23 protein-coding genes are annotated in these 21,404 nt (G+C 63.4%); 10 read left to right on the forward strand and 13 right to left on the reverse strand.

All coding sequences use genetic code 11. The features are described from left to right. Positions 1 to 455: 455 nt before the first annotated feature. The 3 genes from fabF to ydfZ all read right to left on the reverse strand — a co-directional run bounded on the left by fabF (position 456) and on the right by ydfZ (position 2,722). Positions 456 to 1,733 carry a beta-ketoacyl-ACP synthase II gene (fabF, locus tag ACB039_RS15810; RefSeq protein WP_371166014.1) on the reverse strand — a complete coding sequence of 426 codons (1,278 nt, stop codon included), beginning with the start codon at positions 1,731 to 1,733 and terminating at the stop codon, positions 456 to 458. Then, positions 1,730 to 2,257, reverse strand: a complete 528-nt coding sequence (locus tag ACB039_RS15815) for a helix-turn-helix domain-containing protein (protein ID WP_171273014.1) — start codon at positions 2,255 to 2,257, stop codon at positions 1,730 to 1,732. Before ACB039_RS15815 ends, fabF begins: the two co-directional genes overlap by 4 nt. Positions 2,258 to 2,524: 267 nt before the next feature. Continuing rightward, positions 2,525 to 2,722, reverse strand: coding sequence for a putative selenium delivery protein YdfZ (gene ydfZ / locus ACB039_RS15820; RefSeq protein WP_371166015.1), 198 nt, complete (start codon positions 2,720 to 2,722; stop codon positions 2,525 to 2,527). A gap of 291 nt (positions 2,723 to 3,013) precedes the next feature. On the opposite strand from ydfZ, the gene ACB039_RS15825 reads away from it, so the two are divergent. Continuing rightward, complete coding sequence (locus ACB039_RS15825; protein WP_043132239.1) at positions 3,014 to 3,514, forward strand: DUF1993 domain-containing protein; 501 nt, start codon at positions 3,014 to 3,016, stop codon at positions 3,512 to 3,514. Positions 3,515 to 3,601: 87 nt separating this feature from the next. Here ACB039_RS15825 and ACB039_RS15830 read toward each other — a convergent pair whose 3' ends face one another. Together ACB039_RS15830 and ACB039_RS15835 are read right to left on the reverse strand one after the other, a co-directional pair. After that, entirely contained in the window at positions 3,602 to 4,051 is a 450-nt protein-coding gene (locus tag ACB039_RS15830) for an SRPBCC family protein (RefSeq protein ID WP_041206647.1), read from the reverse strand. 105 nt (positions 4,052 to 4,156) lie between these two features. Beyond that, positions 4,157 to 4,813 carry a VIT1/CCC1 transporter family protein gene (locus ACB039_RS15835; RefSeq protein WP_042650131.1) on the reverse strand — a complete coding sequence of 219 codons (657 nt, stop codon included), beginning with the start codon at positions 4,811 to 4,813 and terminating at the stop codon, positions 4,157 to 4,159. A 320-nt stretch (positions 4,814 to 5,133) separates the two neighbouring features. On the opposite strand from ACB039_RS15835, the gene ACB039_RS15840 reads away from it, so the two are divergent. Next, positions 5,134 to 5,793, forward strand: a complete 660-nt coding sequence (locus ACB039_RS15840; RefSeq protein ID WP_171273016.1) for a chromophore lyase CpcT/CpeT — start codon at positions 5,134 to 5,136, stop codon at positions 5,791 to 5,793. A gap of 96 nt (positions 5,794 to 5,889) precedes the next feature. On the opposite strand, the gene ACB039_RS15845 is transcribed toward ACB039_RS15840, so the two are convergent. The 7 genes from ACB039_RS15845 to ACB039_RS15875 form a co-directional block, all read right to left on the reverse strand. Beyond that, complete coding sequence (locus ACB039_RS15845) at positions 5,890 to 6,999, reverse strand: YeeE/YedE thiosulfate transporter family protein (protein WP_371166016.1); 1,110 nt, start codon at positions 6,997 to 6,999, stop codon at positions 5,890 to 5,892. A gap of 237 nt (positions 7,000 to 7,236) precedes the next feature. Continuing rightward, the gene (locus tag ACB039_RS15850) at positions 7,237 to 7,878 is read right to left on the reverse strand and encodes a LysE family translocator (RefSeq protein WP_171273017.1); all 642 of its coding nucleotides are present in this window, start codon (positions 7,876 to 7,878) and stop codon (positions 7,237 to 7,239) included. A gap of 82 nt (positions 7,879 to 7,960) precedes the next feature. Beyond that, a complete protein-coding gene (locus tag ACB039_RS15855) occupies positions 7,961 to 8,764 on the reverse strand; it encodes an AraC family transcriptional regulator (protein ID WP_042650129.1) in 804 nt (267 codons plus the stop codon). A 68-nt stretch (positions 8,765 to 8,832) separates the two neighbouring features. Further along, the gene (gene rarD / locus ACB039_RS15860; RefSeq protein WP_371166017.1) at positions 8,833 to 9,729 is read right to left on the reverse strand and encodes an EamA family transporter RarD; all 897 of its coding nucleotides are present in this window, start codon (positions 9,727 to 9,729) and stop codon (positions 8,833 to 8,835) included. Positions 9,730 to 9,854: 125 nt separating this feature from the next. After that, positions 9,855 to 10,028, reverse strand: coding sequence for a hypothetical protein (locus ACB039_RS15865; protein WP_163138165.1), 174 nt, complete (start codon positions 10,026 to 10,028; stop codon positions 9,855 to 9,857). A 125-nt stretch (positions 10,029 to 10,153) separates the two neighbouring features. Continuing rightward, positions 10,154 to 11,650, reverse strand: coding sequence for an aldehyde dehydrogenase (locus ACB039_RS15870; RefSeq protein WP_371166018.1), 1,497 nt, complete (start codon positions 11,648 to 11,650; stop codon positions 10,154 to 10,156). Positions 11,651 to 11,848: 198 nt separating this feature from the next. After that, positions 11,849 to 12,391 carry a cupin domain-containing protein gene (locus ACB039_RS15875; protein ID WP_161506759.1) on the reverse strand — a complete coding sequence of 181 codons (543 nt, stop codon included), beginning with the start codon at positions 12,389 to 12,391 and terminating at the stop codon, positions 11,849 to 11,851. A 173-nt stretch (positions 12,392 to 12,564) separates the two neighbouring features. Here ACB039_RS15875 and ACB039_RS15880 point away from each other — a divergent pair, with 173 nt between their 5' ends. The 6 genes from ACB039_RS15880 to ACB039_RS15905 all read left to right on the forward strand — a co-directional run bounded on the left by ACB039_RS15880 (position 12,565) and on the right by ACB039_RS15905 (position 19,076). Continuing rightward, on the forward strand, positions 12,565 to 13,893 hold the full coding sequence (locus ACB039_RS15880) for an aspartate aminotransferase family protein (protein ID WP_042650124.1): 1,329 nt from the start codon (positions 12,565 to 12,567) through the stop codon (positions 13,891 to 13,893). 102 nt (positions 13,894 to 13,995) lie between these two features. Next, positions 13,996 to 15,492: a CoA-acylating methylmalonate-semialdehyde dehydrogenase gene (locus tag ACB039_RS15885; RefSeq protein ID WP_371166019.1), complete on the forward strand. Its 1,497-nt coding sequence runs from the start codon at positions 13,996 to 13,998 to the stop codon at positions 15,490 to 15,492. 83 nt (positions 15,493 to 15,575) lie between these two features. After that, a complete protein-coding gene (locus tag ACB039_RS15890; protein ID WP_371166020.1) occupies positions 15,576 to 16,304 on the forward strand; it encodes a glutamine amidotransferase in 729 nt (242 codons plus the stop codon). 155 nt (positions 16,305 to 16,459) lie between these two features. Further along, positions 16,460 to 17,431, forward strand: a complete 972-nt coding sequence (locus ACB039_RS15895; protein WP_005326177.1) for a LysR substrate-binding domain-containing protein — start codon at positions 16,460 to 16,462, stop codon at positions 17,429 to 17,431. 65 nt (positions 17,432 to 17,496) lie between these two features. Beyond that, positions 17,497 to 18,336, forward strand: coding sequence for a PfkB family carbohydrate kinase (locus ACB039_RS15900; protein ID WP_139437620.1), 840 nt, complete (start codon positions 17,497 to 17,499; stop codon positions 18,334 to 18,336). Between the two features lie 287 nt (positions 18,337 to 18,623). Beyond that, the gene (locus ACB039_RS15905) at positions 18,624 to 19,076 is read left to right on the forward strand and encodes an Rrf2 family transcriptional regulator (protein WP_005326180.1); all 453 of its coding nucleotides are present in this window, start codon (positions 18,624 to 18,626) and stop codon (positions 19,074 to 19,076) included. 92 nt (positions 19,077 to 19,168) lie between these two features. On the opposite strand, the gene ACB039_RS15910 is transcribed toward ACB039_RS15905, so the two are convergent. Then, complete coding sequence (locus ACB039_RS15910) at positions 19,169 to 19,681, reverse strand: ferredoxin-type protein NapF (RefSeq protein ID WP_041206661.1); 513 nt, start codon at positions 19,679 to 19,681, stop codon at positions 19,169 to 19,171. Between the two features lie 137 nt (positions 19,682 to 19,818). Between ACB039_RS15910 and ACB039_RS15915 the strand changes: the two genes are divergently transcribed. After that, positions 19,819 to 20,034 carry a hypothetical protein gene (locus ACB039_RS15915; protein ID WP_005326182.1) on the forward strand — a complete coding sequence of 72 codons (216 nt, stop codon included), beginning with the start codon at positions 19,819 to 19,821 and terminating at the stop codon, positions 20,032 to 20,034. After that, the gene (gene rmuC / locus ACB039_RS15920; RefSeq protein ID WP_371166021.1) at positions 20,031 to 21,362 is read left to right on the forward strand and encodes a DNA recombination protein RmuC; all 1,332 of its coding nucleotides are present in this window, start codon (positions 20,031 to 20,033) and stop codon (positions 21,360 to 21,362) included. The genes ACB039_RS15915 and rmuC overlap by 4 nt, the downstream gene beginning before the upstream one ends. Positions 21,363 to 21,404 lie beyond the last annotated feature (42 nt).

A 21,404-nucleotide genomic window follows, 5' to 3' on the forward strand; every position in this document is an offset into this window, starting at 1 on the left:
TGATGGATTACTACAACTGGCGGCGTCCACATCAACACAATGACGGGATCGCGCCAGCAAAAGCCGAGGATCGGCCTAACCAAGTGTCCGGATTTAGTTGACCACTACAGGTGCTGACAGCCGCGGCCCTGTCTGACAGTGTCGGTGGCGTGGATCCTGAGCTGCTGATCCTGGACGATATCAGCAGCAAATGATGACCCTCTGCTAGTCAACTGACTCGCAACCTGACCCAGACTGAGCCCTTCAGTTTGGGTCTTTTTATGGCAGGAGATCTGGGAGGCGGAAGTCCGGGTCTCCCATCTTTTTGAACAGGAAATCTGGGACACCCATCTTGTTGTGCGTGTCGCAGTGGTTGGCGGTCGAGCTCAAAAAGGTGGGTGTCCCAAGATGAAGAGTGTCGGCGAGGCGTTCGCCGACAGGTCAGTCAACGGCAAACTGCCCAGTCACCGGCGAGATCAGGCCCCCCGCCAGCGCTTGAACAGCACGCTGGCATTCACACCGCCAAAGCCAAACCCATTGGAGATGGCGTGCTCGATCCCCATGTCACGGGCCGTGCCCCGCACTATGTCCACGCCGTCGGCGAACGGGTCGGGTTGCTGCAGGTTGCGGGTGGCAGGCACTCTCTGGTCGCGAATGGCCAGGGCGGTGAAGATGGCCTCTATCCCCCCGGCGGCCCCCAGCAGATGGCCGGTGGCGGACTTGGTGGAGGTCACCGCTATCTGGTTGTTGTCACCAAATACGCGCTTGATGGCGGCGAGCTCCCCCCTGTCACCCACCGGGGTCGAGGTGGCATGGGCATTGAGGTGCTGGACATCCGCCGCCTGAATGCCGGCCTGAGCCAGGGCCGCCATCATGGCGCGGCGTGCGCCGTCGCCATCTTCGGGACCGGCGGTGAGGTGATAGGCGTCGGCACTGGTGCCATAGCCCACCAGCTCCACTATGGGGGTGGCGCCCCGGGCCAGGGCGTGTTCCAGGGATTCAATCACCAGGATCCCGGCCCCTTCGCCCATGACAAACCCATCGCGGTCGACATCGAAGGGGCGGGAGGCCGCTTCGGGGTCATCGGCATAGGCTGAGGACAGCGCGCGAGCAGCGGCAAACCCGCCCAGACTGACGCGGTCAATGGTGGCTTCGGCCCCGCCACAGATGGCGATGTCGGCCTCACCGCAGCGAATGAGGCGGGCGGCGTCGCCAATGGCCTGCACCCCTGCGGCGCAGGCCGTGACCGGTGCCCCGAGCGGCCCTTTGAAGCCGAAGTTGATGGAGACATGGCCCGCCGCCATGTTGACCAGGAAGGAGGGGATGGTGAACGGGGACAGGCGGCGCGGTCCCCGTTCATCCGTGGTGCGCACCGCATCGACGATGGCGGGGAAGCCGCCGATGCCCGAGGCGATGATGGTGGCGGTGCGCTCCTGCTCAGCCGCCGTCCTGGGGACCCAGTTGGCCTGCAGCAGGGCCTCCTTGGCCGCGGCAATGGCAAAGAGGATGAAGCGATCCATCTTCTTCTGCTCCTTACTCGGGACCACAGCATCAGGATCAAACCCGGCCAGGGGATCTTCTGTCAGGGAGGGCACCATGGCGCCCACCTTGGCGGCCAGCCCTTCGGTGAAGGCCTCCGGCAGGCGGCGCAAGCCGGACTGGCCCGCCAGCAGCCGCTGCCACACTGTTTCCACCCCATATCCAAGCGGAGTCACCGCTCCCATTCCTGTCACCACGATGCGAGTTGAGCTCATGATTCTGATTCCTGTTTTGAAGGGTTATCGCCGCTCATCACGCCATTGGCATGGCACAGACGCTGCTTCATGCCGTCACTGGCGGCCGGTCCCGGCACCAGGGTGTGGCGCGAGGGTGAAATCTCCTGACCCGTGCGCTTGTCCACCAGCATGGGCTCGACCAGTTCGCCCGTCTGGGCATCTCTCAGCTGGATGCTGGCCCCCTCGGGCGCCAGGTGGTTGTTGCCCCAGGTGAGCAGCGCGATCAGCACGGCGCTGAGATCCTGGCCGCGGGGGGTGAGTGCATATTGATAGCGAGGGGGGCGCTCGGAGTAGAGCCGCTTCTCCATCAGGCCCCCCTCGACCAGGGCGGTCAGGCGTCGGGTCAGTATGTTGGGGGAGATGCCAAGGCTCTTTTGAAATTCATCGAAGCGCGACAGGCCATGCATGGCATCGCGGATAATCAGCAGACTCCACCATTCGCCGACGTGATCCAGGCTGCGGGCGATGGGGCACTGCTGTTCACTCAGACTCTTCTTGCGCATGTTGTGCCATCAGGTTACTTGCATAATGGAAGTAACCATACGACCCTTACTTCTATTATGCAAGTGACTCGTGCCGTCCGGTGGCGGGCGACATCTTGGGGAGCGGGGAAGCTGGGGCCTCCACTCTGTTGGATAAGCCATCGACGCCAGATAACGGGGAGATGACGCGAGCACATCTCGAAGAAACAGATGGGAGTCAGAAACCCGGCCACAGACAGAGCGCGGCGGCCGGGTGAATTGTAAAGAGTAGGGTGACGGAAAGCGGGATCAGCCTAGTCTAATCAACTCGATGGGGGCGTAACGCTCCTGGTTGTTCGCCAGCAGCACGCACTTCTCATGCTCCGCCTCATAGGGGGTCAGGTTGTCGGTGTGCGCCTCCTTCAGGGTGTCGACCGCACCGGTGGCGGCAATCATCACCCGTTGGCCCAGGGTCAGCACATTGCGGTTTCGATCGTAGATCTTCATGGCATTCTCCTTGTGGGATTGGCGCCCCGGCCCGTGCCGGGGCAACGGGCTCCAGACTACGCCCATCGAAAAACGAGATGCCTGTCACAGATCAAAAAAAGGGGAAAGAGGGACTCGGGGTGGCGGGCAGCCCGGGTGCGCTGGCAACGGGTGCCTCGCCGAGGCCGCCACTGCCTGTCGCAGGGCGGGGAGGGGGCCCCCGCTTTTCATCTCTCCGGGCTCGAACTGCAAGGGGGATGCGCTATAGTGGAGCCGCTCGTTTTACCGCCTTCAACCAACCGAGAGTGCATTATGAATCGTGATATCGCCGCCCAGTTCATCAAGATGCTGACCAACCTGGACCAGTGTCTGGCCAAGGCCGAGGCCCACGCCGAGGCGAAGAAATTCAATGTGGACAACTTCTTCAATGAGCGCCTCATCGTCGACATGCTGCCGCTGGCCAAGCAGGTGCTGATCTGCTGTGATAGCGCTCGCGCCGTGGTCGCCACCGCCAGCCTGAGCGAGCCGCCGGTGCTGGGGGATGATCCCAAAACCATGGCGGATCTGCGCGCCCACGTGGCCAAGACCATCGTCTATCTGCAGAGCAAGCTGGACGCCGATTTCAGCCAGTATGCAAGCGGTCACTACTACCCCTACTGGGCCGGTGGCAAGGGGATGGACGGCCACACCTGCGTCCATGAATACGGCATTCCGAACTTCTACTTCCACCTGACCATGACCTATGCCCTGCTGCGCCAGGCCGGGGTGGATCTGGGCAAGCGGGATTACCTGGGTGGCCTGAACCTGCAATGAGTGCTGGGCATTGCACATGAAAAGAGCCTGCCATCCGGCAGGCTCTTTGCTTTTTCGCGGGCCCGGCATCCCCGGGATGGTGCCGGGTTATTCGTTCGGGATCTCGGGTTCGACCAGGGCGGCGAGCTGGGTCAGGGACTCCTGCCAGCCGAGGTAGCACATCTCGACCGGGATGGCTGCCGGGATCCCTGCCTGTTCGATGGCGAGATCGGTGCCGCACAGCACCTGGGTGAGGGTGATGGTGACGTGCATCTCCCCCGGCAGATTGGGGTCGTCGAAGCGATCCGTATAGCGGATGCGCTTGCCCGGTTCCAGCTCGAGATACTCGCCGCCGAAGGCATGGCTGTGGCCGTTGCCGAAATTGAAGAACGCCATCCTGAAGGTGCCGCCGACGCGGGCCTCCAGCTGCTCTACCCGGCAGGTGAAGCCATGGGGCGGCAGCCACTTGGCCAGGGCGTCCGCCTCGATAAAGGCTCTGTACACCCGCATCGGCGGGGCCTTGAGTACGCGGTGCAGGGTCACAATTCCTGTCGTCATGAGGGGCTCCTCCTCGGTTGGTCCGCAGCAAGAATAGTCGCCCATGCCGAAGTTGGCCGCTGGCCGGATGGGGAACAAGGGGCAAGCCTCCCGCCGCGCGTCTCCTCAACCGCCCAGGGCGATGGTGAGCAGTACGATGGCGACGCCCGCGACTGCGAAGATCACGCCGATAAGCCAAGGGCGTGGTGAACCGGCATAGCGGGCCAGCCCGTAGCCAATTCCCATCAGCATCAGCAGGGCGATGGTGTGTGAGAGGCGCAGGGCCGGAACGGGATCCTGCATGAAGAAGAAGGGCAGCAGCACGGGGAAGGTGGAGAGGAACACCATGAAGAAGACCCCCAGGCTGTTGAGCAGGTCATTCCAGCGCCAGATGCCCCCCTGGCCCAGTTCGGGGTGTTGCTGCAGACGCACCTGCCAGTCCCTGAGCTCAGGGTCGCGGCAGATCGCCGCCAGCGGGCCGGGCAGGGCGTCTCGCAGTGCCGTTATACCCCTCTCATCACCGGGTGTCAGCAGGCGCAACTGTTGCAACAACCGCAGGGCTCGGCCCCGCTCGGTCAGGGTGGTGATGAGGTAGACGATGGCATCGATAATGCCCCAGGCGATGTTGCAGCCGATGCCGGCGATCAGCAGATCCCTGACCTCGGCGCGCCCCGCCTCGAACGCATTGAAGCAACCGGTGAAGGTGAGCACCATCAGCAGGCCGAACAGGATCTCCGAGTAGCGGGAGATGGGATCTATGGGGGAAAAACGGGGTGAGTTCATAGGGGGTTCTCTGGATGCACGTTGAGACATGAGCATGGAAGCGGCCCAGGGCAAGATCAAGGAGACCCGATGCGCCAGTCAGCCACCGTCAAGTCTGGCACAGCGGAGCGTTCTCAGCGGGGACAAACGGCGTAAGGTGACAGGGGGAGGGGGACGTTTCGGGCTCTGGCCTTGCCGTGGCCATGATCGCGGTCCTGCGTCGCACTTCTTCGCTAACACAGTGATTTTTCAGCGTATTGGCAAGGAGTTGATCAAGGTTGAGGTTATTGTCGCCGTTCGCTCATATAATCGCCGCCATGCAAGCGACTCGGAAGGATTCGATGACAAAGCTGATGGTGGCCCTGCTGGGGTTGTTTTACGCCTGCCTGGTGTGGGCCAACCCCGTTCCCTTCGTGGCCAGTTCGTCGCCGGTGCAGGGGAAGATGGAGCCGCTGCTCTCCTGGTTCACCGGCGAGTTCTCCAGCCAGGAGCAGGCCGGTTACGACCCGCGTTTCACCAGCGCCGAGCTGCGTCTGGTGGAGATCTGGCCCGGAGAAGGCCCCTTTCGCTGGGTCTATGCCGAGCAGTTCCTGAGCGAGCGGGCGGTGCGCCCGTTCCGTCAGCGCATCTACCGTTTCACCCCGCTGCCCGATGGCCGCATCCTGATGGCCGAGCTGACCATGCCGAGGGCCACCGACTTTGCCGGCGCCTGGCGTCAACCCGAACTGCTCGACTCCCTCACCCCGCAACAACTCTCCCTGCGCCAGGGCTGCGAGATCTGGCTGACCCGCCAGGCCAGCGGAGAGTACGCGGGCCACAGCAAGGTCGGCAGCTGTGCCACCGACTTTGGCGGCGCCACTACCCTGGTGCAATACCTCTGGATAGGCCCCAACAGCGTCAGGCTGCTGGACAGGGCCTATGACAACGGCGCCCGCCAGCGCTGGGGCAGCCCGGGAGAGGGGTATCTCTACCTGCGCAAGGTGAAGCAACGGGGGGAGTGAGCAGGGCGGCGTGTCCAGCGTCTGGCGGTGCAATTGGCGGGATAAAGGGGAGGGAGATTGACGGGATGGCGTCTACCGCGCCATCCCGTTACTGCATCAGAGTTTGAACAGCGGCCGCAGACGTATGCCTATGATGCTGCCCGCCAGGGCCATCAGCATCCAGACCCAGCCGTGCAGGCTGCCCGACGCCGTGCCGTCGAAGAAGCCGCCCAGGTTGCAGGCGCTGTACATGGCCCCCATCCCCATCAACAGACCACCTATGATGGCCGCCAGGCTGTTGCCTATGCGGATCGGGGTGTGATTGCCGCCGCCGCTCAGGCAACGGGCCAGCGCCGCCCCCAGGATCCCCAGCCAGAACATGCCGACCATGGGGTTGATGAACAGCGGTTGGGCCAGCTTGGGGTTACCCTCGAACAGGCCGAACAGGGAGGCGCCGCATAGCGCCATGTCATAGACGGCGCCCGTGATGGTCCAGGCCGAACCGTGCAGGGCCACCACGGCAGAGTTGAGCAGGGCGATAAGGATGCCGCCGGTCAGCACTGTGAAGCGGCCATCGCGCCAGAACAGGTTGCTGCCGCTGAAGATGGGCTTCACCTCACCGGTGCGATTGAGTTCGCTCTTGCGAAACAGCAGGAAGAGCAGGGCGACCAGCGCCAGGTTGAGCAGCATGCCGCTCCAGAGATTGCCGGTCAGATCCCGGGCCAGCACCACCTGGCTGGAGAAGCTGGCCTCCAGCTCGGGACGAAACTGGTTGCTGATGAGGGTGCCTATGCCGTAGCAGACCAGCACCAGCCAGAAACGGGGTTGCCCCTCGCCACAGCAGTAGAGGGTGCCGGTGGCGCAGACCCCCGCCAGTTGCATGCCGATGCCGAACAGGAAGGCACCGACGATGAAGGGGACGCCAATGGCCATGACGTTGCCCACCATGGCATCGCCAAAGAGGGCGTGAGTGAAGGAGAGGAAGGTGGTGAACAGCAGGATCTCGATGGCGATGGTGAGCAGGTGCACCCGCACGTAGTAGCTGTTGCGCCTGGTCAGCATCTCGCGCCAACCGAAGACGATGCCGAAGCGGCTGAAGGAGAGGGTGAAGCCGAAGCCGAATCCGATCAGGGCCATCAGGGCCCACTTCATGCCGAAGGTGGTGCCGAGCCAGAGCAAGGCTCCCCCCGCGAGTGCCACTATGGGGAGCGACCATTGTCGAGTCATGCCGATACATCCGTAACGTTATTGTGGTGAAGGCGTGCATCCTAATCCCACAATGAGTCCGATACCACCCCGCTTGACGGCGGGCTTGGCCCGCATGGCTCAGATGTAGGCGCTCGCCTACCCGGCCAGTTCTTCCAGGATGGAGAGACTGGGCCGGTGATACCGAACAGCAGGCCGTTGTACTCGGCCGAGCCGCTGCTGGGCCCGCTCGGGGATGGGTGTGGCTTGCATTGCTGCTCAGATGTAGGCGCTCGCCTCCCCGGCCAGCTCCACCAGGATGGAGAGGCTGACGGCGCCGAACAGCAGCCCAGTGACCAGGTTCAGGGGCCGTTGCACCCGGCTTAACAGGTGCTGGGCCCGGGCGGTGGAGAGGCTCCAGGCCAGCAACCCGAACCAGGCCAGGGAGAGCAGGAAAAGCTCCAGGATCAGCAGGCCCCGGGTCAGGCCATCCACCTGGGGCGTCACCATGGCCGCCAGCAACCCCATGAAGAACAGCAGCGCCTTGGGGTTGAGCAGGTTGGTGGCGATCCCGGCTCTGAGCCCCCGGTTCCAGCCCTGCAACTCACCGCCAGCCCGCAGTGCCTGGGTGGCGGAGCCGCGGCGCGCCGCCTTGATAGCCCCCCAGCCGAGCCAGCCCAGATAGAGGGCACCCACCACCTTCACCGCCAGGAACAGCCAGGGTTGGCTCGCGATCAGCAGGCTGATGCCGGTGAGGCTGAGGGTGGCGTGCAGCAGGATGGCAATGGCGATGCCAAGCGCGGCCCCGAGCGCCGTGGGCCTGTGCAGGCTGGTGCGCAGGATGAGCGCGAAATCCGGGCCCGGGCTCGCCAGAGCGATCAGGTGGATGAGACCTATGGTCAGAAACAGGCTGGTGAACATGGCATACCTCGCTACAAAGATGAGGCAGCAGCATGGGGGATGGGGGCAGGGTCTGGCTTGTAAAAGATTGCAGTGGGGTTGGTCAGCTGGGGAGCATCTGCTGACGGTAGTCCGCCGGGGTCAGCCCGAACGCCTGGCGAAAACCATGGTGGAAGTGGCTCTGATCGAAGAAACCGACCGCCAGCGCCACCTCGCTCACCGGCAGGCCACGGGCGAGCAGGAGCTTGCCGCGCTCGAGACGCAGCCGCTTGAGCCAGGCGTAGGGGGTCATGCCGGTCTTTTTCTTGAACTGACGCAGGAAGGCGAAGCGATCCAGCCCGAACAGGGCGGCCAGATCCTCCAGGCTGTGGTGCCCGTCCAGCTGGCCCAGCAGATGGTCGCGCAGGAACCTTATCTGGGGATCCGCCAGGGCATGGCGCTCCGGTGCCAGGTGCAGCAGCTCGCCGAGCAGGGCCAAGAGTTGGCTCTCCGCCAGCAGGGCATCGGGCTCGGGTTGATCCAGATACATGTGCAGCCGGGCGAAGCCCTGATAGAGGTCGGGTCGGCGCTGCAAGCCCTGGTCGAAGAAGGGCTCCGGGCTGTCCGGCAGCCAGCGGGCCAGCTGCTCCGGGGCGATGGCGAACACCCGTACCTCGTACCCTTCCGGCAGCAGGCTGAGGCCGTCGTGCATCTCGTCAGGGTTGACGGTGGAGAGCTGGCCGCGCACCAGGTTGTGGCTGCTGCCCTTGTGGATGAACTTCTGGCCGCCCTGCTGCACCAGACCTATGTGGTAGTCCAGGTGCACGTGGCGGCCATAGCTGAACTCCCTGTGATGGGAGTGGGAGAGTTCAACTCCCGGCAGCAGCCGGGATTGCCAGTAATGGATGCGGGATGGAGAGGCGCTCATGGCCTATTGATAACCCGAAAGCCGACTCCTGGCTTGTAGATTATTGCAGTGGCCGGGCATTCGGCTGCTCAACCGGCCCCCTGACGCCGCTTGCCGCTGCGCAATCCGTCCAGGCTGAACAGCACCAGAGCGCTCCAGATGCAGCCGAAGGTGATCATCTTGTCCAGCGCCAGCGCCTCCCCGTAGAGGGTGACCGCCAGGATGAACATCAGGCTGGGGCCTATGTACTGGAAGAAGCCCAGGGTGGAGAGCTTGAGCCGGGTGGCGGCGGCGGTGAAGCAGAGCAGGGGCGCCGTGGTGACGGCCCCGGCGGCGATCAGCAGCAGGTTCAGGTGCCAGTCGTTTTGCGTGAGGTGGCTGGTGGGACTGTCGGCGAATCCCCAGAGGTAGATGGCGGCCGGCGGCAACATTATCATGGTCTCGATCAGCAGGCCGGTGAGGGCATCCAGGGCCAGCTTCTTGCGGATCAGGCCATAGATGGCGAAGCTCGAGGCCAGCACCAGGGCTATCCAGGGCAGGGAGCCGAAGGCGATGAGCTGGACGGCAACCCCTATCACCGCCAGTCCCACCGCCCACCACTGCAGGCGGCGTAGCTTCTCGCTCAGAAACACCATGCCGAGCAGCACGTTGAACAGGGGGTTGATGTAGTAGCCGAGGCTGGCATCCAGCATGTGACCGTTGTTGATGGCCCAGATGAACAGCAGCCAGTTGCCACCGACTGTGACCGAGGTGAAGGTCAGGGTGAGCAGCACCCTGGGTTGGCGCAACACCGTCTGCACCTTGTGCCACTGGCGGCCGATCAGGGTCAGCACCATCAGCAGGGCGCAGGACCAGATCATGCGGTGGGTCAGGATCTCGGCGGCCGGGACGGCGGAAATGGTCTTGAAGTAGATGGGTGCCAGGCCCCAAAGGGTATAGGCGCACAGGGCATAGATGATGCCCTGGCGCTGGATCTGTTGCTGCATGCGGATAACCTTCACTGGAGAGTCGGATGTTGGAAAACATCGCAAAAGTGCAGTGTAGCCATCCTTTTGGGGGGAAAGAAGTTAATAAATGCCGTTTGGCGAGATTTTTACAGCATGGAATCGACTCAGCGCCGACCGCCGCGACGGATCTTCTCTACATCCATGAGCAGCCACAGCATGAGTGCGATGGCGGAGATCCAGGGACCCCAGGTCACATAGGCCTCACCCTCGCCCAGCATGAAGAAGAGCAGCGGCAGGCCCACCACCAGAAACAGTACACTTCCCAGAAAAAACAGCATTTTTATCTTTATATTTAAGGGCTTGTCTATTTGATGATTATATCGATTGAGGCTGTTGAGGAAAGGGTAAAAATGAAAAAGGGGGATTTCTCCCCCTTTATTGCCTGATCTCGTCATATTCGACGTTAATCGAGCTGGATCCAGGTACTTTTCAGCTCGGTATATTTCTCCAGCGCGTGCAATGACTTGTCGCGCCCGTTGCCGGACTGCTTGAAGCCGCCGAACGGCATCGTCATGTCGCCCCCATCCCAGTTGTTGACGAACACGGTGCCGGCGCGCAGGGCGCGGGAGCCCTTGACCGCCTTGTTGAGATCCGCCGTCCAGATCGCCGCCGCCAGGCCGTAGTCGGTGTCGTTGCCGAGGGCGATGGCCTCTTCGAGGGTGTCGAAACCGGTCACCGCCAGCACAGGGCCGAAGATCTCCTCCCGGAAGATGCGCATCTGCGGGGTTACGTCGTCGAAGATGGTGGGCTCGATATAGAAGCCGCCGCTCTCTGTGTGGGTGCGTTTGCCCCCCAGCAGCAGCTTGGCGCCCTCCTGCTGGCCGATGGCGATGTAGTTCAGCACCTGCTCCATCTGGATGCCGTCCACCATGGCGCCGATGCGGGTGGCGGGATCCAGCGGGTTGGCGGCTATCCACTCGCGGGCATGGGCCAGCAGGCGCTCCATGAACTGCGGCTTGATGCTGTTTTGCACCAGCAGGCGGGAGGCAGCGGTGCACACCTCGCCCTGGTTGTAGAAGATGGCGCCCACGGCACTCCTGGCGGCGGCGTCCAGATCCGGCGCGTCCGCCAGTACTATGTTGGGGCTCTTGCCGCCACACTCCATAAAGGCGCGCTTGAGGTTCGACTTGCCGGAGCACTGTACCAGATGCTTGCCGATTTTTGTGGAACCGGTGAAGGTGATGCAGTCCACGTCCATGTGCATGGCCAGCGCCTCGCCCACTGTGTGGCCAAAGCCCGGCAGCACGTTGAAGACGCCGTCCGGGATGCCCGCCTCTTTGGCCAGACCCGCGATGCGCAGGGCGGTGAGGGGGGATTTCTCGGAGGGCTTGAGGATGACGGAGTTGCCGGTGGCGAGCGCCGGGCCCAGCTTCCAGCAGGCCATCACCAGCGGGAAGTTCCAGGGCACTATGGCCGCCACAACCCCGAGCGCCTCCCGGGTCACCAGGGCCAGGGCGGACTCTTCCACCGGGGCGACCTGATCGTAGATCTTGTCGATGGCTTCGGCGTTCCAGGCGATGCAGTTGGCGGCGGCCGGGGCGTCATAGCCCATGGCATCGCCGATGGGTTTGCCCATGTCCAGGGACTCCAGCAGGGCCAGCTCCACCTGGTTGAGGCGCATCAACTCGGCGAAGCGCTGCATGATCAGTTTGCGCTGTTTCGGGGAGAGCCCGCTCCAGCGCTTGTCATCGAAGGCGGCGCGGGCGGCCTGCACCGCCAGCTCGGCGTCGGCGGCGTCGCAGGAGGCCACCTTGGTCAGCAACTGGCCGTTGGCCGGGTTGATGCAATCGAAGGTGGCGCCGTTGATGGCATCCCGGTAATTGCCATCGATAAAGGCTTGCGAGGGCAGGGTCAGATGGGCGGCCTTGTGTTGCCACTGGGCCAGGGTCAGGTCACTCATGTTCACTCCTTGAACCGGCAAAAAACGTCTTCGCGTATCAATATGCTAAACATCCTGCCGCTTGTAAATCCATCTTGTAACAATTCATTAAACACTTGCCGCTCCGTGCCCGAGTCCAGACCCCGATCTGCGGCTGACCTTAACCAGGCTGCAGGGCCGCTTCGTGGAGGAGCGAGCGGCCCTGGCCACCCATGGGGATCAGAAGCTGGCCGGCGTGTTGGCAGAGATCAGCACGCACTCCTGCTCCCCCACGTTGCGGAAGCGGTGCGGGGTGCGGCTGTCGAAGTAGTAGCCATCCCCTGGGGCCAGCAGATGTACCTGCTCGCCGACGGTGACTTCTACCTGACCCCGGATGACGATGCCGCACTCTTCCCCTTCGTGACTCAGCATGTCGTCACCGGTGTCGGCACCCGGGGGCAGTATCTCCTGCATCATGCCGATGGCGCGGTTGGCGCGGCTGTGGCCCACCAGACGGTAACTGATGGGGTGGGTGCCGAGATCTGGCATGTCATCCGCGCGGAAGATCACCTCGGAATCCATCTCCGTCTCATCGGTGAAGAAGCTGGCGAGCGACATGGGGATGCCTTCCAGCACCTTGCGCAGCGACGCGACCGAGGGGCTCACCTGATTTTTCTCGATCTGGGAGATAAAACCGTTGGTCACACCGGAGCGCTTGGCCAGCTCGCGCTGGGAGAGGGCCGCCTTGGTGCGAACCGCCTTGAGGCGGTGACCGATATCCATCGATAGACACTCCTTGACTGTTTACTATTATTAAAATTGTGTTAAATATCTTATACCACCCCGAGGGGGTGACACCAAGCAGGGGCGATAAACCGCCCCTTTTTAGGAACTCAGGTGTTTAATTTAATAGGCATCAGCCAAGTGTTACTAAACGCCTTAAGGATGAGGTGACCATGAAACCGATTAGCGACATCAATACCCCCGACATGTCCGCCTTCTGGATGCCCTTCACCGCCAACCAGCAGTTCAAGGCGGCGCCGCGCATCCTGAAGTCGGCAGAGGGGATGTATTATCACTCAGAGGATGGCCGCAAGATACTGGATGGCACTGCCGGGCTCTGGTGTTGCAACGCGGGCCATGGTCGACGCGAGATTGCCGAGGCGGTCTCCCAGCAGATCTCCCACCTCGATTTCGCCCCCACATTCCAGATGGGACACCCTCTGCCGTTCGAGCTGGCCAACCGGCTGGTGGAGATAGCCCCCAAGGGTTTCGGCCACGTCTTCTATACCAACTCTGGCTCCGAATCTGTCGACACGGCGCTCAAGATAGCGCTGGCCTGGCAGCGGGCCCGCGGTCAGGGCACCCGCACCCGGCTGATCGGTCGTGAGCGCGGTTACCACGGGGTCGGCTTCGGCGGCATCTCGGTGGGGGGCATTCCCGGCAACCGCAAGTGGTTTGGCTCCCTGCTTGGGGGGGTGGATCACCTGCCCCACACCCTCAACATAGGGAAAAATGCCTTCACCAGGGGCTTGCCCGAGGAAGATCTCACCCTGGCCGACGAGCTGGAGAAGATCGTCTTCCTCCATGATGCCAGCAACATAGCGGCCGTCATCGTCGAACCCATCGCCGGCAGCACCGGCGTCATCATGCCGCCAAAGGGCTACCTCAAGCGGCTGAGGGAGATCTGCACCAAACACGGCATCCTGCTGATCTTCGACGAGGTGATCACAGGCTTCGGTCGCCTGGGCTCCGCCTTTGCCGCCCAGGAGTTCGACGTCATCCCCGACCTTATCACCTGCGCCAAGGGGCTCACCAACGGCGCCATTCCCATGGGCGCGGTGTTGGTCCAGAACCACATCTATGACGACATGATGGCCGCAGGCAAGGGGGCCATCGAGCTGTTCCACGGATACACCTATTCCGGTCACCCTGTGGCCGCCGCCGCGGGTCTGGCGACGCTCGAGATCTACCGCAACGAGAATCTGCTGACTCGCGCCGCCGATCTGGCCGGCTACTGGGAGGAGGCGGCCCATTCCCTCAGGGGCTGCAAGCATGTGAAGGATGTGCGCAACTACGGTCTGGTGGCGGGCATAGAGCTCGAATCCCTGCCAGACGCGCCGGGCAAGCGGGCCTACGAGGTGTTCGTACGCTGCTTCGAGAAGGGGGCACTTATCCGGGTGACCGGCGACATCATCGCCCTGTCACCCCCCCTCATCATCGAGCGCAGCCAGATTGACGACCTCTTCACTCTGCTGCAGGACGTGTTGCAGACCCAGGAATAACGTTTCACCCGATTGCATGGCGCCCGTCGGGCGCCCTCTTCCTGTGCCTGATGCCCACGGCCGCGCGCAGGAATGACGCGAATGACCCATCACGGAGGATTTATGAGTTACAGGATCGACAACTTCATCGACGGTGAAACCACAGAGAGCCGCAGCGAGCGTTTCGGCGCCATCTTCGATCCGGCCACCGGCCAGCAGCAGGGCACTGTGGCCCTCTCCACCGCTGCCGAGTGCCTCGATGCCATCGCCAGCGCCGAGCGCGCCTTCGCCGATTGGTCCCAGACCCCGCCGCTGGTGCGGGCACGGGTGATGTTCCGCTTCAAGGAGCTGATGGAGCAGCACAGGGACGAGTTGGCCCGCCTCATCAGCCGCGAGCACGGCAAGGTGTTCTCCGACGCCCAGGGGGAACTGACCCGGGGGCTGGAGGTGGTGGAGTTTGCCTGCGGCATTCCCCATCTGCTCAAGGGGGAGCACTCCCTCAACGTGGGCCGGGGGGTGGACAGCCACTCCATGATGCAGCCGGTGGGGGTCTGCGCCGGCATCACGCCGTTCAACTTCCCGGCCATGGTGCCGCTCTGGATGTTCCCGGTGGCGCTGGCTTGCGGCAACAGCTTCATCCTCAAGCCGTCCGAGAAGGATCCCTCTCTGGCCCTGCGCATGGCCGAACTGCTCAAGCAGGCGGGTCTGCCGGACGGGGTGCTTAACGTGGTCAACGGCGACAAGGAGGTGGTGGATGTGCTGCTGACCGACCCGCGGGTACAGGCGGTGTCTTTCGTCGGCTCCACCCCCATAGCCCAGTACATCTATGCCACCGCCTCGGCCCACGGCAAGCGGGTGCAGGCCCTGGGCGGTGCCAAGAACCACATGCTGGTGATGCCGGATGCGGATCTCGATCAGGCGGTCTCTGCCCTGATGGGAGCGGCCTACGGCGCGGCCGGCGAGCGCTGCATGGCGATCTCGGTGGCTCTGGTGGTCGGCGATGCCACCGCAGATGCGCTGGTCGCGAAACTCTCGCCCCTGGTGGCGGCGCTGCGGGTCGGGCCCGGTCTGGGTCAGAGCCCGGAGAACGAGATGGGGCCGCTCATCAGCCGCGAACACCTGGCCAAGGTGCGCGGCTACGTGGATCAGGGGGTGGCAGAGGGGGCCGAACTGGTGGTCGATGGTCGCGGTGTCAGCCACGGTGAGGGCTACTTCATCGGGGGCAGCCTGTTCGACCGGGTCGGCCCCGAGATGCGTATCTACCGGGAGGAGATCTTCGGCCCCGTGCTCGCCATCGTGCGGGCGCCGGACTACGAGACGGCCCTGCGCCTCATCAACGAACACGAGTACGGCAACGGCACCGCCATCTTTACCTGCGACGGGGATACCGCAAGGGACTTCACCACGAGGGTTCAGGTCGGTATGGTAGGGGTGAACGTACCCATCCCTGTGCCCATGGCGTTTCACAGCTTCGGTGGCTGGAAGCGATCCATCTTCGGGCCGCTCAACATACACGGGCCGGACGGGGTACGCTTCTATACCCGGATGAAGACGGTGACTGCGCGCTGGCCCCAGAGCTTGCGGGCCGGCGCCGAGTTCTCCATGCCGACCATGAAATGATCAACATGCAGCAGCTAGCCCTGGCATGGCCCGGCGGAAGGAGTCCGCCGGCGTGTCCCGCTATCCCTGTGAAGGAGTAACAGATGCGACTGGGAATTCTCGATTGTGACCGGCTGGACCCCGACTTGGTTGGGAGTTTTGGCCCCGTTTACTCCGAGATGTTTATCAAGGGATTCCGGGCCCTGGCCCCGGCGTTGGAATACAGGGTCTGGTCGGCGCTCGACGGCGAGCTGCCGAGCGACTTGAACGAGTGCGATGCCTGGCTCATCACAGGCTCGCGCCACGATGCCTACAGCGACATCCCCTGGATCCTGGCGCTGCGCGACTGGATCCGGCGGGCCCACGATGCCAACGTCAAGCTGGCCGGCATCTGCTTCGGCCATCAGGTGATCGCCCAGGCGCTGGGGGGAGAGGTGGTGAAATCCACCAAGGGCTGGGGGCTGGGGGTCTCGGTTCACCCCATGCAGGAGGCGAAACCCTGGATGCAGCCGGGGCTCGAGACCATACGGATCCTGGCCAGTCACCAGGATCAGGTGGAGCAGTTGCCCCCGGGGGCGACCCTGCTGGCGGGCAACGACTTCTGCCCGAACTTCATGTTCCTGCAGGGGGATCACATAGTCGCCATCCAGGGTCATCCGGAGTTTTCTGTGGAGTACAACCGGGCACTGATCGAGCGGCGGCGGGATCGGTTGCCCGACGAGGACTACCAGAGCAGCCTCTCCTCCCTGGAGGGGGAAGTGGACTCGGCCACCATGATGCAGTGGCTGCTGCAGTTCCTCGGCATGCTGCCGGTCGGGCCTGCCGTGCGCTGAGCGTCCGTTTGTCATATCCACCCTGCAGATGCTAGATTTTGTAGCAAAATTAAGGATCAAGCGGTGATATGCCGAGTTCGGATGGTACACTGGCCGCCATTTGTGGCGGCCTTGTCCATCTGACGACAGCCGCGCCAGCCTGTGAGGGTGCAACCTTGAAACTACAGCAGTTGAAGTATCTGATCGCGGTGCGGGACCACAATCTCAACGTCTCCGTCGCTTCCGATGCGCTCTATACCAGCCAGCCTGGGGTGAGCAAGCAGATCGGCTTGCTGGAGAGCGAGCTGGGGGTACGCATCTTCGAGCGTCGCGGCAAGCACCTGCACAGGATCACCCCTGTGGGGGAGGAGATCATCAAGTGTGCCGAGGCCATGCTCAACATAGAGAGCAAGATCAAGGCCATCTCCCGGGAGTACCTGGACCCGACGGTGGGCACCCTCAACATCCACACCACCCACACCATAGCCCGCTACCTGCTGCCGAAAAGCGTCACCTATTTCACCAAGAAGTACCCCAAGATCTCGTTCCACCTGCACCCCGTGATGTCGGCTACCAAGGAGCAGATCAGCAAGGGTTACTCGGATTTTTCCATCGTGGCCCACGAGATAGGCTTCGACAAGGAGCTGATCGCGCTGCCCGCCTACCTCTGGACCCTGTCGCTGGTGGTGCCCCAGGATCACCCCCTGGCCAAGGTGAAGAAACCGACCCTGGAGCAGCTCTGCCAGTACCCCATCCTCAGCTACGAGAGTGGCGCCACCGGGCGTCAGGTGCAGGACCGGGTGTTCCAGGCGGCCGGCCTCAGCCCCAACTACTACATGACGGTGATGGATGCGGGCGTCATCAAGCGCTACGTGGAGCTGGGCTTTGGCATCGGCATCATCTCGTCGCTGGTGGCCAACGACACCGATGCCCCCGGCCTGGTGGCCATCAATCTGGAGCACCTGTTCGAGCCCTGCCCGGCCCAGCTCTGCTTCAGCAAGAGCATACTCTTGCAGAACTACATGTATGACTTCATCAGTTCCTTCTCCCCCCATCTTACCAAGGAGATGATCCAGAACGTGATGCAGCAGCCGACCCAGGCGCGCATCGACGAACTGCTGGTCGGGGTGGAGCTGCCCGTCTACTGAGTCGTCTTCCGTGACAGATCCGGTGCCGCTGGGTGCCGGATCCTGCCCGCCCTGCCGAGGTCCCCATGTCCCGCATCCTGCTGCTTGCCAATCTCAACTGTGATCATGTGCTCTCCCTGGCCGAACCCCTGGTGGCCGGGGCGCGCCTGCAATACGTGGATCAGGGGCGCAGGCTCGGCGGCGGTGCCGCCAACACCGGCATAGGGCTGGTGTGGGCGGGGCACGAGGTCATCATTGCCTCCCGCATCGGGCTGGACGAGACCGGCGACTGGCTGCTGGAGCAGGCGGCGGGCCATGGGCTGGACTGCTCCCACGTGGAGCGCTTCGGCGGCGAGACGGGGGAGCTGCTGGTGCTGGTGGATTCCACCGGGGAGCGCACCATTCTGAGACGGCCACGTCGCCCGGATCTGCCCGGCGATCTGCCGCTGGAGGGGGTGGACTGCCTCTATGTGAACTACCCCGGCACCGCCATCATCGGCTACATGCGCCAGATGCTGGGCAAGAGTTTCGTGGTGGCCCAGTATCCCAAGGGCGGGCAGGCTCGCCGCCCCTGCCACGTGCTGGTGGCCTCCCGCGCCGATCTCGCCGAGGTGGGCGACCCCTGGCAGCATGCCCGCCAACTCGCAGGGGATCAGCTCGAATGGCTGGTGCTGACCGAGGGCAAGGCGGGGGCTGTGGCCATCCACGGTGAGGAGCAGGTGCGGGTGGCGGCGCGGCCTGTGTCCGTGGTCGACACCACGGGGGCGGGGGATGCCTTCGCCGGCGGCCTTATCCACGGTCTGGCCCGCGGCATGGCGATGAGGGATGCCCTGCAGTGCGCGGTGGACTGGGGCGCCTTCGCGGTCGCCTCCGAGAGTTCCATCCCCTCCCAGGCCCTGAAAACCTGGCTGAAGCATCCCCACTGACAGCCGCAAACCGTCCCGTTCGCCGGACTGTAGCCCTGTGCCTGCCAATGGAATTTAGCCGCCGGAAATGGCCAAAACCCCGCCCCGAGCCGGCAAGTTTGCGATCAATCAAAGAAAGTGTCGATTTATGTACATCTTCGTCGACACCCGCCAGAGCTGCTCTTAACCTTGTCACTCCACGACCCGGCTGAAGAAGCGACACCTGTGCGGGCGCACGTGCAGTCTCACCTCTCTGGCCACTGGCTGTCGTCCTGATTTCTGGCTTGTAGTAAGAGGCAAGTGCGACCATGCAACTGACACGATTTACCGACTATGCCCTGCGTACCCTGACGTTTCTGGCGATCCAGCCCGGTGATCGCCTGTCGACCATCACGGAAGTGGCCGACACCTTCGCCATCTCCCGCAACCACGTGGTCAAGATAGTGCATCAGCTCGGCATCAAGGGGTACATCGAAACGGTTCGTGGCAAGCATGGCGGCATCCGTCTCGGCCGCTCCGCCGTCTCCATCAACCTGCGCGATGTGGTGATGGACATGGAGCACGTGCTCTGCCCGGTGGACTGCAAGCGCGAGAACTGCCGCCTCTCCGGCGGCTGCCGCATTCAGGGCATCTTGCGCCGCGCCATGAACGCCTTCCTCGAAGTGCTGGGGGAATACACCCTGGCGGATGCGGTGCGGGATCCGACCCGGCTGTGCCACCTGCTGGGGATAGAGCAGGATAATATCCTGACCATGGCCTGAGGGTCATGACGGTGAAAGGGCCCCGAGGGGCCTTTTTGCTGTCTGGCATGCATGCTGGGGACGGATGTGGGGGCGTCGGGATGCCGGAGCCGTCAGAGCTGGGGGATCAGAGTGATGGCGCCGTGCAGGCAGGCGAGGCCGCAGGCACCGCAACCGTCGCAGGCCGCCATGTTGACGCTCACCCCCTCGCTGCTGGCCTTGATCGCCTGCTGGGGGCAGGCATCCTCGCACAGCAGGCAGTAGAAGCCTTTACGGGCCTGACAGCTCGCCTCGATCCGCACTCGGGTCTGCACCTGGCGGCCGAGGCGCAGATCCAGCGCCCCGGTGGGGCAGGCTCTGGCGCAGCTGCCACAGTAGCTGCACTGGCCACAGGCGAGATCCAGCACAGGGGTGCCGGCGATGGGGGTGCCTGCATATTCGGGCTGGTCGGCAGGCTTGAGCAGGCCGTTGGGGCAGGCCTTGAAACACTCGCCGCAGCGGCGGCAGAGAGAGAGGAATTGCGACTCTTCGATGGCCCAGGGCGGGCGCGCCTCGTGGCAAACCATGTCCGGTTTGCGGGAGCCCCCCAGTGCGTGCGTCAGCCAGCGACAGAAAAAATGAGTCATGCCCACCCCTATACCTATTAGGGGTTAATTTTAGCCAGTTTTCCGCCAGCAAGCCAGAGAATAGCGCTGGCCAGGATCGCAAGCCGGGTTGCCCTTGTGTAAGCTAGGCGAGTCTTTTTGCGGGATCTGATGAACTCATGTGGTTATTTCTGTGGCGTGCTTCTCTGCTCTATGTCTTCCCCCTGCTGATGTGGGCCTACTGCCGCATCAAGGAGATCGAGTTCGCCGAGCTCGACACCGGGGTCAATAGTCACAAGTGGGTGGTGCTGGCCGCCTATCTCATCTATGTCCTGTTCTGGTTGCTGCTCAACCGTTACCTCGAACTCTTTCTGCGTCAGCGGAGCCGGCGATGATCCCGATGACGACCTGGCTGCCTGCGTTGCTGGCGGGTCTGCTCGCCCTGCTCCTCGGCTGGCTGGCGGGGCGTCGCGCAGCCCGTGAGGAGACCCTGCTGACCGAGGAGCGTCATCAGGCGCTGCAGGACAGGTTCGACGAACTGCAGGATGAGAAGATGCTGGGCCAGCAGAAGCTGGAGCAGCAGCAGGCCTTGCTGCTCAAGCTCACCGCCCGCCTCAAGGATGCCGAAGCCACCCTGCGCAGCGAGCGCATCGCCAGCGCCGAGAAGCTGCAACTACAGCAGCAGGCGGAGGCTCGCCTCAGCCAGCAATTCGAGAACCTCGCCAACCGTATCTTCGAACAAAACTCAGGTAACTTCCGCGAACTGAACCAGAACAGCCTGGATTTGTTGCTGACACCGCTGAAAGAGCAGCTCGAGGGCTTTCGTCGCCAGGTGGGGGAGACCCATGCCCAGGAGACGGCCCAGCGTCACAGCCTCAAGTTCGAGCTGGAGCGCCTCGCCGAGCTTAACGCCCGCATGACCGAAGAGGCGGCGGCCCTGACCCGGGCGCTCAAGGGGGACAGCAAGCAGCAGGGCAACTGGGGGGAGGTGGTACTGGCGCGGATCCTCAGCGAATGCGGCCTGCGGGAGGGTCACGAGTATCACACCCAGGTCAACATCGAGGTGGACAAGGGCAAGCGCTATCAGCCGGACGTCATCGTCCACCTGCCCCAGGACAAGGACATCATCATAGACGCCAAAGTGTCGCTGACCGCCTATGAGCGCTGGTACAACTCGGATGACGAGCTTGAGAAGGCGGTGGCGCTCAAGGAGCACGTCACCTCGGTGCGAAACCACATCCGCGAGCTGGGCCGCAAGGATTACCAGCAACTGCCCGGGGTGCGCACCCTGGACTATGTGTTGATGTTCGTGGCGGTGGAGCCTGCCTTCCTCACCGCCCTCGAAGCGGACCCCTCCCTGGTGCGCTATGGGCTGGATCACAACATCCTGCTGGTGAGCCCCACCAACCTGATGGTGGCGCTGCGCACCATAGAGAACCTGTGGCGTTACGAGCGGCAGAACCAGAACTCGCGCCAGATAGCGGAGCGGGCCAGTCGCCTCTACGAGAAGCTGCGGCTGTTCGTGGAGGAGATGCAGCAGATGGGGGGCAGCCTGCACAAGGCGCAGGAGAGCTACGACAAGGCGATGGGGCGACTGGTCAACGGCCGTGGCAACCTGATCGCCCAGGCCGAGCGTTTTCGCGAGCTGGGAGTCGAGGTCACCAAGCCCCTGCCTGAGTCCTTGGTCAACCGTGCGCTGGAGCGGGAAGAGTCCGCCGATTGAGGTGGTCGAAAGCAGACAAAAAGGGCAGCCTGCGGGCTGCCC

The organism is Aeromonas sp. S2(2024), assembly GCF_041402505.1.
GTDB classification, from domain to species: Bacteria; Pseudomonadota; Gammaproteobacteria; order Enterobacterales; family Aeromonadaceae; genus Aeromonas; species Aeromonas media.